General features: G+C 69.8%; 14 protein-coding genes. 9 read left to right on the top strand and 5 right to left on the bottom strand.

Annotated elements, in window-relative coordinates; all coding sequences use genetic code 11:
* Position 1: 1 nt before the first annotated feature.
* The 5 genes from leuA to AAFO60_RS06665 all read right to left on the bottom strand — a co-directional run bounded on the left by leuA (position 2) and on the right by AAFO60_RS06665 (position 6478).
* Positions 2-1849 (bottom strand): 2-isopropylmalate synthase, encoded by a 1848-nt coding sequence (gene leuA / locus AAFO60_RS06685; RefSeq protein WP_347955391.1) that lies wholly within the window; start codon positions 1847-1849, stop codon positions 2-4.
* 213 nt (positions 1850-2062) lie between these two features.
* Positions 2063-3565: an MFS transporter gene (locus tag AAFO60_RS06680; RefSeq protein WP_347955390.1), complete on the bottom strand. Its 1503-nt coding sequence runs from the start codon at positions 3563-3565 to the stop codon at positions 2063-2065.
* 191 nt (positions 3566-3756) lie between these two features.
* Entirely contained in the window at positions 3757-4422 is a 666-nt protein-coding gene (locus AAFO60_RS06675; RefSeq protein WP_347955389.1) for a cache domain-containing protein, read from the bottom strand.
* 46 nt (positions 4423-4468) lie between these two features.
* Positions 4469-5200, bottom strand: a complete 732-nt coding sequence (locus AAFO60_RS06670; protein WP_347955388.1) for a FadR/GntR family transcriptional regulator — start codon at positions 5198-5200, stop codon at positions 4469-4471.
* A 90-nt stretch (positions 5201-5290) separates the two neighbouring features.
* Positions 5291-6478: a hypothetical protein gene (locus AAFO60_RS06665; RefSeq protein WP_347955387.1), complete on the bottom strand. Its 1188-nt coding sequence runs from the start codon at positions 6476-6478 to the stop codon at positions 5291-5293.
* A gap of 246 nt (positions 6479-6724) precedes the next feature.
* On the opposite strand from AAFO60_RS06665, the gene AAFO60_RS06660 reads away from it, so the two are divergent.
* The 9 genes from AAFO60_RS06660 to AAFO60_RS06620 all read left to right on the top strand — a co-directional run bounded on the left by AAFO60_RS06660 (position 6725) and on the right by AAFO60_RS06620 (position 16605).
* A complete protein-coding gene (locus tag AAFO60_RS06660) occupies positions 6725-7990 on the top strand; it encodes an aspartate kinase (protein ID WP_347955386.1) in 1266 nt (421 codons plus the stop codon).
* A gap of 11 nt (positions 7991-8001) precedes the next feature.
* Positions 8002-9027 carry an aspartate-semialdehyde dehydrogenase gene (locus tag AAFO60_RS06655; protein WP_347955385.1) on the top strand — a complete coding sequence of 342 codons (1026 nt, stop codon included), beginning with the start codon at positions 8002-8004 and terminating at the stop codon, positions 9025-9027.
* 220 nt (positions 9028-9247) lie between these two features.
* Positions 9248-10543 (top strand): lipase family protein, encoded by a 1296-nt coding sequence (locus AAFO60_RS06650; RefSeq protein ID WP_347955384.1) that lies wholly within the window; start codon positions 9248-9250, stop codon positions 10541-10543.
* Between the two features lie 59 nt (positions 10544-10602).
* The gene (locus AAFO60_RS06645; RefSeq protein ID WP_347955383.1) at positions 10603-12012 is read left to right on the top strand and encodes a hypothetical protein; all 1410 of its coding nucleotides are present in this window, start codon (positions 10603-10605) and stop codon (positions 12010-12012) included.
* A 22-nt stretch (positions 12013-12034) separates the two neighbouring features.
* Entirely contained in the window at positions 12035-12712 is a 678-nt protein-coding gene (locus tag AAFO60_RS06640) for a hypothetical protein (RefSeq protein ID WP_347955382.1), read from the top strand.
* Positions 12713-12792: 80 nt separating this feature from the next.
* Positions 12793-13224 (top strand): Ohr family peroxiredoxin, encoded by a 432-nt coding sequence (locus AAFO60_RS06635; protein WP_347955381.1) that lies wholly within the window; start codon positions 12793-12795, stop codon positions 13222-13224.
* Between the two features lie 33 nt (positions 13225-13257).
* Complete coding sequence (locus AAFO60_RS06630; protein WP_347955380.1) at positions 13258-13713, top strand: hypothetical protein; 456 nt, start codon at positions 13258-13260, stop codon at positions 13711-13713.
* 57 nt (positions 13714-13770) lie between these two features.
* A complete protein-coding gene (locus tag AAFO60_RS06625) occupies positions 13771-15237 on the top strand; it encodes a hypothetical protein (RefSeq protein WP_347955379.1) in 1467 nt (488 codons plus the stop codon).
* A 12-nt stretch (positions 15238-15249) separates the two neighbouring features.
* Positions 15250-16605, top strand: a complete 1356-nt coding sequence (locus AAFO60_RS06620; protein ID WP_347955378.1) for a DUF2252 domain-containing protein — start codon at positions 15250-15252, stop codon at positions 16603-16605.
* Positions 16606-16614 lie beyond the last annotated feature (9 nt).

Raw genomic sequence — 16614 nt, 5'->3', positions numbered from 1 at the left:
GCTACGGCGCCCAGGTGCGGGCGCCCTCGGCGGCCTCCTCGACCGGCGTCACCGCGCGGAAGGCGCGGTTGATGGCCGACACCACGGCGCGCAGGCTGGCGACGGTGATCGACGGCGCGATGCCGACACCCCACACGGTCTCGCCGTTGACCTCGGCCTCCACGTAGCTGGCGGCGCTCGCATCGTCGCCGGCGGTCATGGCGTGCTCGGCGTAACCCAGCACGCGGATGTCGTAGCCGATCGTCGACAAGGCGTGGACGAATGCGGCGAGGGGACCGTTTCCGCTGCCGGTGATCTCCTTCTCGACACCGTCGACGAGCAGGGTCGCGGTGACCGTGTCCTCGCCGTCGTCGGTCTCGGCGGCGTCGACGCGCTGACGGATGCGCTCCAGCGGCGTGATCGGATCCAGGTACTCGCGAGCGAAGACGTCCCACATCTCCTTCGGATTCACCTCGCCGCCCTCACCGTCGGTGAGCTTCTGGATCTCGCGGCTGAACTCGACCTGCAGGCGACGCGGCAGATTCAGGCCGTGGTCGGACTTCATGATGTAGGCGACGCCGCCCTTGCCCGACTGGCTGTTGACGCGGATCACGGCCTCGTAGGAGCGGCCCACGTCCTTCGGGTCGATCGGCAGGTACGGGACCTGCCACAGGATGTCGTCGACGTCCTGATCGGCCTCGTCGGCGTCGATCTTCATCTGGTCCAGGCCCTTGTTGATCGCGTCCTGGTGGCTGCCGGAGAAGGCGGTGTAGACCAGGTCGCCGCCGTACGGGTGACGCTCGGGGACCTTCAGCTGGTTGCAGTACTCGACGGTCCGGCGGATCTCGTCGATGTCGGCGAAGTTGATCTGCGGGTCGACGCCGCGGCTGAACATGTTCATGCCCAGCGTCACCAGGCAGACGTTGCCGGTGCGCTCACCGTTGCCGAACAGGCAGCCCTCGATGCGGTCGGCGCCGGCCATGTAGCCCAGCTCGGCCGCCGCGACGCCCTCGCCGCGGTCGTTGTGCGGGTGCAGGCTCAGAATGATCGAGTCGCGGCGCGCCAGGTTGCGGTGCATCCACTCGATCGAGTCCGCGTACACGTTCGGCGTCGCCATCTCGACGGTCGCGGGCAGGTTGATGATCAGCGGCTTCTCGGGGGTCGGTGCGATCACCGCGGACACCGCGTCGCAGACCTCCTTGGCGTAGCTCAGCTCGGTGCCGGTGTAGCTCTCGGGCGAGTACTCGTAGCGCCAGTCGGTGTCCGGGTACTTCTGCTCCTCGGCCAGACACAGCTTCGCGGCGTCGGTGGCGATCTTGGTGATCGCCTCCTTGTCGGCGCGGAAGACGACGCGGCGCTGCAGGATCGACGTGGAGTTGTAGAAGTGCACGATCACGTTCTGCGCGCCGGCGCAGGCCTCGTACGTGCGCTTGATCAATTCGGGGCGCGACTGCGTCAGCACCTGGATGGTGACGTCGTCGGGGATGGCGCCGTCCTCGATGATCTCGCGGACGAAGTCGAAGTCGGTCTGGCTCGCCGACGGGAAGCCGACCTCGATCTCCTTGTAGCCCATGCGGACCAGCAGATCGAACATGCGACGCTTGCGGGCCGGGCTCATCGGATCGATCAGCGCCTGGTTGCCGTCACGCAGGTCCACCGCACACCACATGGGGGCTCGGTCGATCACCTTGTCGGGCCAGGTGCGGTCGGGCAGCGAGATCTTCTCGACCTCGGCTTCGAAACTGCGGTAGCGGTGCGCGGGCATCGCCGAATTGCGCTGCGGATTCCACCCGGGCTGTCCGTCGGGAATGGGGCCGTTGGGCTCGACGATGCGGCTGGGGCTGGAACTGAAGGCGTCTGCTGGTGCCATGATCGGTCAATCTCCTACTTGAAAAGGATCCGCGGTTCGCCGAACGCATCACGTCCGGGGACCGGAGGGGCTGGGGTTGACCGGCGCGTGAAGAGGCCCCGCGACGGAGGGCCGGTCGGATCAGACCCCGCCGCGGCAACCGAGAAGGAGCGCGCGCTGCATGCATTCCAGGGTAGCACCGGCGCGCCCGAGGTCGGAACCGCGCCGCGAGCGTCATCTGTTCGCCGGAACGCGCATGACGCGGTACACGACGGCCGCGAGAATCAGCAGCGCGACACCGCCGACCACCGCCGCCACGTGCATGCCGTCGATGAACGCCAGCCGTGCGCTGTCGGCCAAGGAGTCGCCCGCCGGTCCGAGTCCGCTTGCCCGGGAGAGGGTCTCACCGAGCGAGTCGGCGAAGCCGAGGTCGGTGCCACGGGCGAGGAAGACGGCCGTGGCGATCGAGCCGAGCACCGCCAGGCCGAGCGCGGTGCCCAGCTCGAAGCAGGTCTCCGAGATGCCCGAAGCCGCGCCGGACTGCTCGGGCGGAGCGGCGCCGACCACGACGTCGGTCACCAGCGAGAACTGGATGCCGTAGCCGATGCCGGTGATCGCGGTCAGCGCCATGAACATCCAGATGGGAGACGAGGCGCCCAGCAGCAGGAAGCCGATGTTGCCGACCGCTGCCAGGAGCACCGAACCCGCCAACGCCGTTCTGGTCCCGAACCGGCGCGAGACCCGGTGCGCCAGAACGGAGAAGGTGGCGATCGTGACCGCCATCGGGAGCCCGGCCAGGGCTGCGGCCAGGACGTCATGGCCCAGCACCGACTGCAGGTACACGTTCGCGAGGTAGGCGATCCCGCCCTCGGCCATCATGCCGACCATGGCGATCGCCAGCGAGGCGCTGAAGGTGGGGTTCTTGAACAGCTTCAGATTCAACAGCGGTGCGGGCGTTCGCTTCTCGTGTCGGATGAAGGCGATGAACATGACGATGCCGATCGTCGCGGCCGCGACCGACTGTGGGGTCAGGCCCGCGGTCGCGACCGCCTTGACCGCATAGACGGCGGGCAGGATCGCGCCGAGCGAGAGCACCACGCCGACGACGTCGAAGCGAGCGGTGGCGGCGGCCCGGTACTCGGGCAGCAGGAACGGCCCCACGGTCAGCAGCACGGCCAGCACCGGCACGTTGATCAGGAACACCACACCCCACCAGTAGTGGTGCAGCAGGACGCCGCCGATCACCGGTCCCAGGGCGGCGCCGCCGGCGAACGCCGAGGTCCAGATGCCGATGGCGCGGGCGCGGTCACGACCGTGCGGGAACATGTTCGCGATCAAGGCGAGGCTGGCGGGCATCAGGGTGGCGCCGCCCAGCCCCATCAGCGCGCGGGCCGCGATGAGGGCTTCGGCGTTCGGTGCGAACGCCGCCAGCACGGAGGCCGCACCGAACACGGTCGCGCCGCCGAGCAGGATCCGGCGCCTGCCGATGCGGTCGCCGACGTTTCCCATCGTGATCAGCAGCCCGGCGATCAGGAAGCCGTAGATGTCGAGGATCCAGAGCTGCTGAGTCGCCGTCGGATTCAGTGAGTCGATGATCGTCGGCATCGCCAGGTACAGGACCGAGAAGTCCATCGACACCAGCAGCACGGGCAGCATCAGGACCACGAGGCCGAACCAGGTGCGACGGTCGCTCGTACCCGCGGCGGCGGGGTCGGCGGTGACGGCGGGAGCGGACATGCGTGCAGGAACTCCGAACGGGGATGGGGGAGGGGAACCAGCTCAGGTTACGCGTGTCTGCCGTGGTCAGCGACGTGGCGTGAGCAAGATCGCTTCACCGGTGCGGGGGCGTCGGCGGCCGCCGCGCCGTCGATGACCGATGCCGATCACAGGTATTGGAGAGTCGGCCCCGCCACAGTGCGGGTGCGGTCTCAGCCGACCACCGACAGTCCGTGCCCGATCGGCCAGCTCGGCGACTGCCCGTCGAGCAGATCGCCCGGCGCGACCAGCGGCGACGAGGTGACGATCGTGCGGTTCTCGGCGTTGACCAAGGCGGCGTCTGCGGAGACGGCCTTGAGGAGGCGGGCGATCCGTCGTTCCAGGGCGGCCGCGGTCACGTCGATGCCGACCACCCCGGCGGGACCGGCCGGGCGGTTCGGGCCGACCGGCGCTGTGTAGGTGAGGGCGAACTCGTCGGTGCAGAGGAAGTCGACGTACGGGCCGGTGATGGTGAGCAGACCGGTGCGGATCGGATCGCGGTACCAGTCGGCCGCCAGGTAACGCTCCGGCGCCGACTCCGACAGGTTGGCGACCGGATCGACGCGCTCGGCCGGCCGGCCCTGCCACCACGCCATGAAGTAGCGGTCGTTCCCCAGCCGCCCGGGGGCGGCCACGAACCCGGCACCCGCGATGTCGGAGGTCGGGTCGGCGATCATCGCATCCACCGCGGGCTTCACGATGCGCTCGACGGCGACCGCGGTGAGGACACCGCGATGAGCGGCCAGTTCGTGCTCGAGCCGGATCGCCCAGCGTTGCAGACCGTGGGAGAAGGCCGCGAGTGAGTGCGCCACCTCCGAGACCGCGGGCGGAGTCGTCACGGGAGGAGTCCTTTCGGGGCGGGGCGAGGCCGTCGCATCGGCCCGGTCAGACGAGTTCGTCACGCCGGACCAGCAGCCACGCCACCTGATCGCCGACCAGGCGGCGGACGGTCTCCTCGGCGTCCGTCTCGCTGCGGGAGGCGACGGCGGCGACGGTCGCGCGGCGATGCCGGGCGGATGCGTCGCGGTAGACGGGGTCGGTGTGCGGAAGGAAGGTCAGCACGCCGAACTCGGACTGCGCGCGCATCAGGGCACGGGCCAGCCGGGCGATCCGGCCGGTGGCGGCCACCTCCACCAGGAACTCGGTCTCGGACTGTCGCGAGCGGACCGGATCGTCGTCGACATCGTCGGCGAAGGCCCGCAGCAGGTCGAGGTCCTTGGCGCCGGCACGACGTGCGGCCGCCCGCGCGCAGGCGACGGCCAGCGCCTCGTAGTGCGCGCCGATCTCGAAGATGTCGATGCGGCTGGTGTCGCGCAGGCGGGTTTCGGCGCGATCAGTCGACGGTTCCAGGTCGGCGGAGATGAAGCTGCCGCCGTTGCGGCCCCGCGTGGTCACCACGATGTCGGCGTCGCGCAGGCGAGCCAGCGCCTCCCGGACGGTCAGCGGAGAGACTCCCAGCGACGCCGCGAACTCGACCTCGTTCGGCAGGCGCTGACCGGGCGGCAACAGCCCCGACTCGGCGGACTCGGCGATCCGATCGCTGATCTGATCCACCAGCGATCCCGAGCGCAGCGGGGTGAACACGGCCGACGTGCTTCGGGTCGGCGCAGAGGTCATGACGACGGTGTCCTCTCGTGGCGGTCGGGTAGGGCCAACATACTCGCCGCCGCCGCGGGACGACATCCGCCGCAGTCGGCACGCACGCGGTCAGACCGCATACGGGAACACCGTCAGCATGTGCGCGCCGAACCATCCCGACAGCAGCGCGACGACGGCGCCGAACGCGACGACCTCGCGCCGGGGTCGTCGGGCGATCCGCACGGCCACCGGTAGAAGCAGGACGAACGCGGGCAGCAGCAGCCGGGCCCGACTCATCATCAGCCCGTCCGAGAGCAGGACGGAGGCCATCACGATCGCGGCGTAGAGGACCACCGGCCACGGCACCCGGTCGACCACCGACCAGATCAGCAGCACGATCGAGGACACGATGACCAGCGCGGTGACCGTGGGGGCGAAGGCGGGTTCGAAACCGAGCGTGTGCGTCACGAACCGCCAGGTGGCCAGGCCGCCGTCGAACGAGGTGTTCCAGCCGTCCGACTGGATGCGGAACCAGCCGGTGAACGACCCGGTCTGCCGGCCGACGAAGGCGAGGTAGGCCAGATAGCCGAGCGGGGCCATCGCCACCGCCGACCATCGGCGCGGACCGTCCTCGCGCGCGAGCGCCGCAGCCAGCATCACCACCGCGATCACCGCGATCCCGGTGGGCCGCACCAGACCCGCGCACAGGGCGCCGGCGCCGGCGAGCAGCCACCGATGCTCCAGGACGCCGACCAGCGCCCACGCCGCGAGCGCGCAGAAGAGCGCCTCGGTGTAAGCGGTGTTGAGGACCACCGACATCGGCGTCGCCGCGAAGAGCGCCACCAGCACCAGGCCGACGGTGCGCTCGCCCGCCCCGGTCGGCGCGACCGCGGGACGGACCCGCTGGGCGCAGAACCGGCCGAGTCGGCCGATGGCCACCGCCGCCGCGATGCCCGCGACGACGTTCACGATCATCGCCGCCGCCAACGGCGAGAGTCCCGGCACCATCGAGACCGCTCGCACCGTCATCGGATAGCCGGGAAAGAAGGCGTAGGCGGTGAACTCGGTGTGCACACCGTTTCCGTCGGTGAACCACGGCGGGATGCCGCCGTATCCGTACCGGGCGATCCCGAGCATCCACTCGCCGTCCCACTTGGTGGCCAGCGCCGCCAACCCGGTGTCGTGCAGGTTCGCCATCAGCGCGAGGATCGCGACTCCGACCAGGCGGATCAGGAGATAGACGGCGATGCAGTGGAGGGCGAACGCATGGGTGGCGGCGAAGCGCTGCACCGCAGGCCCCGAACGGGCGGTAGTCATCGCCGACGATCCTACGGGCGCCCGCGTGAAATGTGACGAGTCAGGGGCGGCGGGTAAGGTGAACCACGCGCGTTTCCCGCGGCCGCCGATGTCAACGCCGTCGGCCGCAGGCGAGTCGTGCAGGGTCCCGGACAGTGATGCCCCCGATCAGTGACGTCCGCAGACAGTGATGTCCGCAGGCTGTGGCGAAGGCGGGCATCGCGTCCCCGACACAGACAGCGAAGTAGACAAGGAAGGTTGCACGACGTGGCACTGGTCGTCCAGAAGTACGGCGGCTCCTCGGTGTCGGATGCCGAGCGCATTCGCCGGGTCGCCGAACGCATCGTCGAAACCAAGCGTGCCGGAAACGACGTCGTGGTGGTCGCGTCCGCGATGGGCGACACCACGGACGAACTGCTCGACCTCGCCGAACAGGTCAACCCCAATCCGCCCGACCGCGAGATGGACATGCTGCTGACCTCCGGTGAGCGCATCTCCAACGCCCTGCTGGCGATGGCGATCGAGGCGCTCGGGGAGAACGCACGGTCGTTCACCGGTTCGCAGGCGGGCGTCATCACCACGAGCAGTCACGGCAAGGCCAAGATCATCGACGTGACCCCGGGCCGGGTCCGCAGCGCGCTCGACGAGGGCAAGATCGTGCTCGTCGCCGGATTCCAGGGCGTCTCGCAGGACACCAAGGACGTCACCACGCTCGGCCGCGGCGGCTCGGACACCACCGCCGTCGCCCTGGCCGCGGCGCTCGGCGCCGACGTCTGCGAGATCTACACCGACGTCGACGGCATCTACACCGCGGACCCGCGCATCGTTCACAACGCCAAGCATCTCGAGCACATCTCGTTCGAGGAGATGCTCGAGATGGCCGCGTGCGGTGCCAAGATCCTGATGCTGCGCTGCGTGGAATACGCGCGCCGCTACAACGTTCCCGTACACGTGCGCTCGTCGTACTCGACCAACCCCGGCACCATCGTGTCCGGCTCGATGGAGGACATCCCCGTGGAAGACGCAATTCTCACCGGCGTGGCCCATGACCGCAGCGAAGCTCAGGTCACCGTGGTCGGCATCGAGGACAAGCCCGGCTACGCCGCCAAGGTGTTCCGTGCCGTCGCCGACGCCGAGATCAACATCGACATGGTCCTGCAGGGCGTGTCGGCGATCGACACCGGCAAGACCGACATCACCTTCACGCTGCCCAAGGAACTGGGCGAGCTCGCCGTCGAAGAACTCGGCAAGCTCCGCGAGGAGATCGGCTTCACCGAGGTCGTCCTCGACGACAACATCGGCAAGGTGTCGCTGGTCGGCGCGGGCATGAAGAGCCACCCCGGCGTCACCGCGACCTTCTGCGAGTCGCTCAGCGACGCGGGCATCAACATCGAGCTGATCTCCACCTCGGAGATCCGCATCTCGGTCCTCGTCCGCGAGACCGACCTCGACCACGCAGTCCAGGTGCTGCACGAGACCTTCGAGCTCGGCACCGAAGAAGAGGCCGTCGTGTACGGCGGAACCGGACGATAGGAGTCAAAGCAATGGGTGTTCGTCTCGGAGTCGTCGGCGCCACCGGCCAGGTCGGCGGCGTGATGCGTCAGCTTCTCGAAGACCGGAACTTCCCGGCCGACGAGATCCGCTTCTTCGCCTCGCCGCGCTCGGCGGGCAAGAAGCTGCCCTGGCGCGGCGGCGAAGTGGTCGTCGAAGACGCCACCACCGCAGATCCCGCCGGTCTGGACATCGCCCTGTTCTCCGCGGGCGGCACCATGTCGAAGGTGCAGGCGCCGCGGTTCGCCGCCGCCGGCGTCACCGTCATCGACAACTCCTCGGCCTGGCGCAAGGACGCCGACGTGCCGCTGGTGGTCGCCGAGGTGAACGGTGAGCTCGCCAAGAACCCCGCCAAGGGGATCATCGCCAACCCGAACTGCACCACCATGGCGGCCATGCCGGTGCTCAAGCCCCTGCACGACGCCAAGGTGCTGCGCCGACTGATCATCTCCAGCTACCAGGCCGTCTCCGGCAGCGGACTGTCGGGCGTGCGCGAGCTCGCAGGCCAGGTGCGCGCCGGCGTCGATGACGCCGAGAAGCTGGTGTACGACGGCAGCGCCGTCGACCTCGGCGAGAAGATCAATTACGTCGCACCGATCGCCTTCAACGTGGTGCCGCTGGCCGGCGCGCTCGTCGACGACGGCAGCGGCGAGACCGACGAGGACCAGAAGCTGCGCAACGAGTCGCGCCGGATCCTCGGGATCCCCGAACTGCTCGTCAGCGGTACCTGCGTGCGCGTGCCGGTCTTCACCGGCCACTCGCTGTCGATCAACGCCGAGTTCGCCGAATCCGTGACGCCCGACGAGGCGCGCGCGATCCTCGCCGACGCGCCGGGCGTGGCGCTCGCCGATGTCCCGACCCCGCTCGACGCCGCCGGCGGCGACGTCTCGCTCGTCGGCCGGATCCGCCAGGACCCGGGTGCTCCCGAAGGGCGCGGGCTGGCGCTGTTCGTCTCCGGCGACAATCTGCGCAAGGGGGCGGCGCTCAACACGATTCAGATCGCTGAGCTGTTGGTTTAGATTTTCAGCGCTTGCTTGCTTGCGGGCGGCGCGTCGTTCTCGGTGGTCCTGCCTCGGCAGTCCTCGCCGCCTCGGCTTGCGCCTCGGAGGCTGCGGAGGGCTCGGCATGACCACTGAGAACGATGCGCCGCCCGCGGGTTTTGGGCCGCTGTGCGATAGATCACTGTTTCGACCGCTGTAGAGCCTACTCATCGGTAATACTGTGTCGTACATTACCGATGTGAGAAAAATTCGGGGCTTCGTCTCATTTGTTCATCCGGCCGTCTCTCGGTCGGCCAAGCGGGCGGCAGCGGTCGCGGTCGTCGGCGCGGTGGCCGGCAGCGGTCTGACGGCCGGTGTCGGCCAGGCCGATGCCGCCGACTTCTACACGCCGCCGGCGCGACTGTCGGACACGCCGGGCTCGGTGGTCAAGAAGCAGCCGACACCGCTGCTCCTGCAGATCCCGGGCGTGCGCAATCAATGGCCGGGGAACGCCACCCGCATCATGTACACCACCGTCCGTCAGGACGGGAAGCCGACGGCGGTGACCGGCACCGTCGTGGAGCCGACGGCACCCTGGCGCGGCAAGGGGAAGCGGCCGACCGTCGTGCTCGCCCCCGGCACCGTCGGCCAGGGCGACCAGTGCGCCGGGTCCAAGATGCTGTCGTTCCCGATGACGATCGACCCCGCCAAGCCGAGCCTGGGCGTCAACTACTCCGGCCTGGAGATGAACTTCTTCCTGCTCAACGGGGTCCGCGTCGTCATGACCGACTACGTCGGGATGGGGACGCCGGGCATCCACACCTATGTGAACCGGCTCGAATCGGGGCGGGCCGTCCTCGACGCCGCCCGCGCCGGACTCGCGGTCGCGAAGGCGTCCGCAGACGCCCCCGTCGCATTCTCCGGCTACTCGCAGGGCGGCGGTGCGGCCGCCTCCGCCGCCGAACTGGCGTCGTCGTACGCGCCCGATCTGAACGTGAAGGCCACCTACGCCGGTGCGCCGCCCGCCGACCTGTCGAAGGTCATCACCCAGATCGACGGGACGTTCATCTCCGGCGCCATCGGCTACGCGATCAACGGGCTGGCCGCGCGATACCCGGAGCTCAAGCCGATTCTGGCGAAGGAGACCAACGCGACCGGCAAGAAGGCGCTCCAGGACGTCGCGACGCAGTGCATCGCCGACACCGGCCTCACCCACGGCTTCCAGCGGACCGACCAGTGGACCCGCGACGGCAAGTCCCTCGCCGCGGTCGTCAAGAAGTACCCGCAGGTGCAGAAGATGCTCGACGACCAGCGGATCGGCCGGCTGAAGCCGAACGCGCCCGTGCTGATCTCCACCGGGATCGCCGACGACGTGATCCCGCACGGACAGGCCGTCACGCTCTATCGAGATTGGCGCAAGCAGGGCGCCGATGTGCGGCTGGCCAACGACTACACGCCGCCGATCTTCCCCGGCCTGGTGGTCAACCACGCCTTGCCGATGGTCTTCCAACTGCTGCCCGCCACCGGATTCATTCTGGGTGAGTTCAACCGCTGACCAGCGGACTGCCCGCGAAACGGGGCCGACGCGGGTCGTCGTGTGGTCGACTGATCGGCATGACTGACAAGTTGCGTTTCCTGATCGCGGGTGCGGCGGTGATTCTCGGGCTCGCCGCGGTGTCGACCACGTCTGCCGCGGCGAGCCCCGCCGTTCCGGGCGCCGGCCCGGCGGGAACGTCGTTGATGCACGGCGACCCCGAATCCACGGACAGCACCGCGTACCGCGGGCCCGGGCGCTCGGCCCGCGTCGCGGCCGCCGGCGTTCCCGGCGGCGTCTGCGCGGCCACCTTCGTCTCCGGCGACGGCTACGTGCTGTCGCTGTGCACCGCCTACCTCGCCGGCGACCCGCCACAGGTCGCGACGCCTGTGGTGACCATGTTCGACCCGCGGACCGCGCAGCCCATCGCCCGCCTGCCGCTGACCAAGGGGCAGCTCCTCGGCGGCGTCTACGGATTCCTCGACGACCGCGACCGCGTCGTCGTGGCCGACGGCTCCGGAAGCATCCTGCGCGTCGGACACCACCGCACGGCCGCCGGCTGGGCCCTGCGGATCGACGACCGCACCGACCTCTCTCGGCACCTCGGCGGCGACGGCATCACCGGGCTGGCGCCCGACTACCAGGGGCGCACCTGGTTCGCGACCACCGGCGGCGTCGTCGGGACCGTGTCCGCCGACGGACGCGTCGGCACCGCGCGGCTGCCTCGGGGCGAACGACTCGGCAACGGTCTGACGATCCGACGCGACGGCGCCTCGGTGCTCTCCACGCATGCGCTCTACGAGATGCGGGCCGACGACGCCTGGGTGCCCCGCACCGTGTGGCGCCGCACCTACGACCGCGGCGCCGCCCGCAAACCCGGCCAGCTGACCTGGGGTTCGGGGACCACACCGACCTACTTCGGCCCGGGCGGCGACGGCTGGGTGGCCATCGTCGACAGCGCCGCGGTGCCGGAACTGATCGTCTACCACTCGGCCGACGGCTCACCGGTGTGCCGCATGCCCGCATTCCGCGCACCGAACCAGGGCACCGAGAACTCGCCGATGGCCTGGGGTCGCAGCCTGGTGATCCCCAGCACCTACGGCTTCCAGTACCCGCCGATGGCGGTCAGCGGCGGCCCGAGCGTGCCCGCGTCGGCGCCCTTCCGCGGCGGCATGACCCGCATCGACGTCGCCGACGGTCGGTGCACGAGGGTGTGGGAGACCACCACCGACCGCATGGCGACGCTGCCGCGGCTCTCGCGCGCGGACGGCATGATCCACGGGCTCGCCTACGGGCCGCTGACACCCGGTCCGCAGCAGGTCGGGCCGGTGAACTATGCGGCCGTCGACTTCGCGACCGGCCGGCGGGTGGTGACCCGGCAGGTCGGCGTCGCACCGCTCGACGAGCCCCTGCAGCTGACCGGGATGATCGCGCCGAACGGCGTGCTCTGGCAGGGCACCGCCACTCGGATGCTGAAGATCGCGCCGTAGTCGGCGTGCCATGATCGATCCCATGACCACACCCGGACCGGCCGACCCCGGACCATCCGATCCCGCCGACCCGGAGCGGGTGCCCACCCAGGCCGAGCTCGACGCGGAGGACCTCGCCGAGATCGCCCGCACCTCGAAGGATCGGGAGCACTCCAACCGGTATCCGACGCGGCCCGGCGACCCGGGGCCTGCGCCGACGGTCCTGACGCGGGATGCGCGCGTCCTGTGGTGGGTGGCGGCGGCCGCGTGTGCGGCCTGGGTGCTGTACGGGCTGATCAATCTATCGTGGCTCGAGGGCTTGATGGCCCAGCGGCTGCTGCCCGGCCTCTACGGGGTGCCCGGCGTCGATCCGGAGGCCAAGGCGGCCTCGCTCGCGTCGTTCTGGACGCCGGCCCTGCTGATCGCGATGCCGGTGTTCACCGCCGTCGGCTATCCGCTGCTGGTGGGCATCGCCCGCGGACACAGCCGCAACCTGCGCAGCATCTACCTGTCGGTCGTCACGGTCACGGTTCTGTTCACCGTGGTGGGAGCCGACTTGTTGTTCAACTACGCGGAGGTCGGTCCGGCGTGGCGGATCCTCGCGTGGATCGAATGCGGCGCCCTCGTGCTCTCGGGTCTGGTCACGATGCGCCGGAGCGTCAACGAATGGCTCCCGAAGTCGATGACGATCAAGCCCTTCCGGAGTGCGCGCGACGAGTAGGTTGGGGGGACGGGTCCGCTTCCGGTGCGGATGTGCCCGGACGACCCGGTTCGACGTACGCAGAACTGAAGGAGAATGCCATGACCGTGACCCCCGTCTACCGTGTCTCGTCGACCTCTACCGGAGGCGGTCGCGACAGCGAGGTGGTCTCCGAATCGGGCCGGATCGACCTGGTCCTGGCGCCCCCGGTCGAGATGGGCGGCAAGGGCGACGGCGCGAACCCGGAGGAGCTGTTCTCCGCCGGATACGCCGCCTGCTTCATGGGGGCGCTGCGTCTGGTCGCCAAGAACGCCGGGACCACCGTGCCCGACGAGGCGTCGGTCAAGGTGACCGTCGGCATCGGCAAGGACGACGCTGACGACGGTTTCGGTCTCGTCGCCGACATCGACGTCTACCTGCCCGGACTCGACACCGCGCAGGCCGCGGAGTTGGCGCAGGCGGCGCACGGCTTCTGCCCGTACTCGAAGGCCACTCGCGGCAATATCGCGCACACCGTCACCTCGCGCGTGTGATTCGCGGCACGATGCCCGGTACGGTGAACTCTCGTGAACAACTGGGCTATCGTCGCCGCCGCCGGACTCCTGGCGGTCACCGTCGCAATCATCGGATACGTGCGCTACCGCCAGCATGAGACCTCGGTCTTGAAGCGAGACGCCGACCTCGCGGCCTCGCTGCGCGAACTCGCCGGAGACGACGCGGTCCGGCTCGCCGCCGTCGACGAGTTCGAGACCGCCGTCTACGAGCGCCTCTTCTACAGCCGGGTGATCGGCCCGCGCGTCCGCTCGGCCGCGTGGGCCCTCCTCGGCGCCGTACTGGCGTCCTCGGCCGTGGTGCTGCTGGACGGGCACGACGCCCTGGTGAGCGTCGTCGCCTGGGCGGCGGCGATCGTCCTCGCCGTCGGTTTCGGGGTGGCGACGGTCGTGTACGCCGTGATGGCCGTCTACGCCGCCCTGACCACCCCGCGCGTCTCGTTCGCCGACTCCTACGGTGCCGATGACTGATCCGACGCCGCGACCGTCGTCCGCGGACGCGCCGACGGTGTCCGGAGAACTGTCCTAGTGGCCCGGCGTCGGCTGCCGCGCGGTGGTCGGGCCGTCGTGGCGGGCGCACTGCTGGTGACGGTGGCGGTGCTCGCAGCGGCCTCGGCGGTGGCGATCAGCGGCGCCGAACCGGCACCGGCGCTCGCAGCGTCCTCGATCGACACCGTCGTCGAGCCGGGAGTCCCCGACGCGGTGCTGGTCAGCCGCACCCTCTTCGCCTCCTCACCCAGCGCCGTCGTCGTGGCCGCCGTCGCCGACCCGGCCGACCAGAAGTCCGCCGCCGACCTGGCGCGTTCGGGCGGCGTCCCGATGTTCCGCGTCGACGCTGCGATCGCCGACCGGATCGGCGCCGAACTGGATCGGCTCGGCGTGGAGCAGGCCGTCCGGGTGGGGCCGCCCACCGTCGAACTGAACGTCCCGGTGACCACCGATCGCGTCGCGGTCGCCGGCGGCGCGTCGAGCACGGGCCGCGGGGCGGTGATCCTGCTGTCGGGAGACCGGACCGATGCCGTGGCCACGGCGGAAGCCGCCGGTGCCCACGGCGTCTCGATGCCCGCGCCGGATCCGCGAAGCTCCGGTGAAGCGGTGCGGCTGCTGGCGGAGCTGCCCGGGGCGCCGATCCGCGGGATCGGTGCGGGCTTCGGCACCGCAGCGGATCTGGCCGAGCAGGTGGCGGCGGCGCGCACCGTCCCCGAACTCCCCGGCGGAGGCCAGCTCCTCTTCCCCGGACGCCGGGTGGTGGCCCTGTACGGCTCGCCCGGCGCGCCCGAACTGGGGCCGCTGGGGCGGGCGAGCATCCCGGCGACCATCGCGCGGACCCGCGCCCTCGCCGACAAGTACCGCCGCCTGTCACCGGTTCCCGTGGTGCCGGGATTCGAGATCATCGTGACGGTCGCGTCGGCCGATCCCGGACCCGGCGGCAAGTACACGTCGGCGCTCGACGTGGCGACCGTCCGACCGTGGGTCGATGCCGCCCGCCGCGCCGGCGTCTACGTCACCCTCGACCTGCAGCCCGGCCGGATGGACTTCCTCACCCAGGCCAAGATGTATCGCGAGCTGCTGCTGCAGCCGCACGTGGGGCTGGCCCTGGATCCGGAGTGGCGGCTCAAGCCCGGACAGAAGCACCTCGAGCAGATCGGGGCCGTCGAACCGGCCGAGGTCAATCGGGTGTCGACCTGGCTGGCGGACCTGGTGAAGGCTCGGAAGCTGCCGCAGAAGGCGCTCGTCCTGCATCAGTTCGACGCCGACATGCTGGGCGATCGCAGTCTGCTCGACACCCGGCGCCCGGAGTTGGCCTTCCTCATCCACGCCGACGGGCACGGGGTCCCCGCGGTCAAAATGGAGACGTGGAACCGGATCGTCACCGGCTTGCCTCCGCGGACGTGGCTCGGGTGGAAGAATTTCTACACGGAGGACAAGCCCATGTTCTCTCCGCGACGGACCATGGCGGTCGAGCCCGTTCCCTGGTTCGTCTCCTATCAGTAGAGGGGACAGGCCATGACGGTGCCGGTTGGAGAGTTGGCTGCGGTTCCGGAGGCGCCTCGGCGCCGTGATCCGCTGGAGATCCTGGCCGCGCAGGATCGGACTCGGCTGCAGGGCCTGGTCCCGGTCCGGCACCACCGGATGGCGGCGACGCCGTTCACGTTCTATCGCGGCGCCGCCGCGGTGATGGCGTCCGATCTGTCGTGCACGCCCGACACCGGAATCATCACCCAGCTCTGCGGAGACGCGCACCTGAGCAACTTCGGCCTGTTCCGCTCTCCCGAACGCACCATGGTCTTCGACCTCAACGACTTCGACGAGACCCACCCGGGACCCTTCGAATGGGACGTGAAGCGGTTGGCCGCCAGTATCGTGATCGCCTCCCAGGCGAGCGGATTCGAACCGGACGTCGCGCGGAAGGCGGCCCGGCGAGCCGCCAAGACGTACCGCAAGTCGATGGTCGCGGCAGGTAGGAGGACGGCCCTGGAGTGCTGGTACGCGCGGGTCGACACCGCGGCCATCGCTGCCGACCTGGGCGACCGGTTCGATACCGCCACCTCGGTGAACACGCAGAAGATGATGCGCAAGGCGATGCACCGCGACAGCATGCAGGCGCTGGAGAAGCTGTGCTATTTCGACCTGGCGGGGGCACACATCAAGAGCGACCCGCCGTTGCTGGTGCCTGCCTCGGAGGTGATGACGGCGATGTCGCGCGAGCAGATCACCAAGGAGTTCGTCGCGGGCTTCGACCGATACGCGACCACGCTTCCCGGACACGTCGCCGAGCTGTTCTCGCAGTACCGATTCATCGAGGCGGCACGCAAGGTCGTCGGTGTCGGCAGCGTCGGCACCCGATGCTGGATCGCGCTCTTCGGCGGCAAGCACATCGGCGATCTGCTGTTCCTACAGTTCAAGGAGGCGAGCGAGTCGGTGCTGGCACCGTACGTGCCGGGCTACGACTATGCCGATCAGGGGCAGCGCGTGGTGTCCGGGCAGCAGTTGATGCAGGCTTCGAGCGACATCTTCCTCGGCTGGCTGCAGCAGCTCGCCTTCGAAGGCGGCGTTCTCACCGACTTCTATGTGCGACAGCTGCGCGACGGGAAGGGGTCGGTGGTCGTCGAGGCGCTCGCCCCGAAGGGGATGGAGTACTACGCGGCGTTGTGCGGCGAGGTCCTCGCGCAGGCGCACGCCCGCACGGCGGCCCGCGACGAGATCGCCGACTACCTCGGCGGTGCGGGGAAGGCCTTCGACGCGGCGATCGCGGACTTCTCCGTCGCCTACAGCGCGATCAACGTCGGTGACCACGCGGCGCTGGAAGCAGCGATCGCCGGCGGCGACATGGCCGCGCAAGCCGACGAATCAACGTCCTGACCAGGCGAT

The organism is Gordonia aichiensis (assembly GCF_039946255.1).
GTDB lineage: Bacteria > Actinomycetota > Actinomycetes > Mycobacteriales > Mycobacteriaceae > Gordonia > Gordonia aichiensis_A.
Note: the sequence above shows the minus strand (reverse complement) of the source record. Positions and strands in the feature narration are given on the sequence as shown.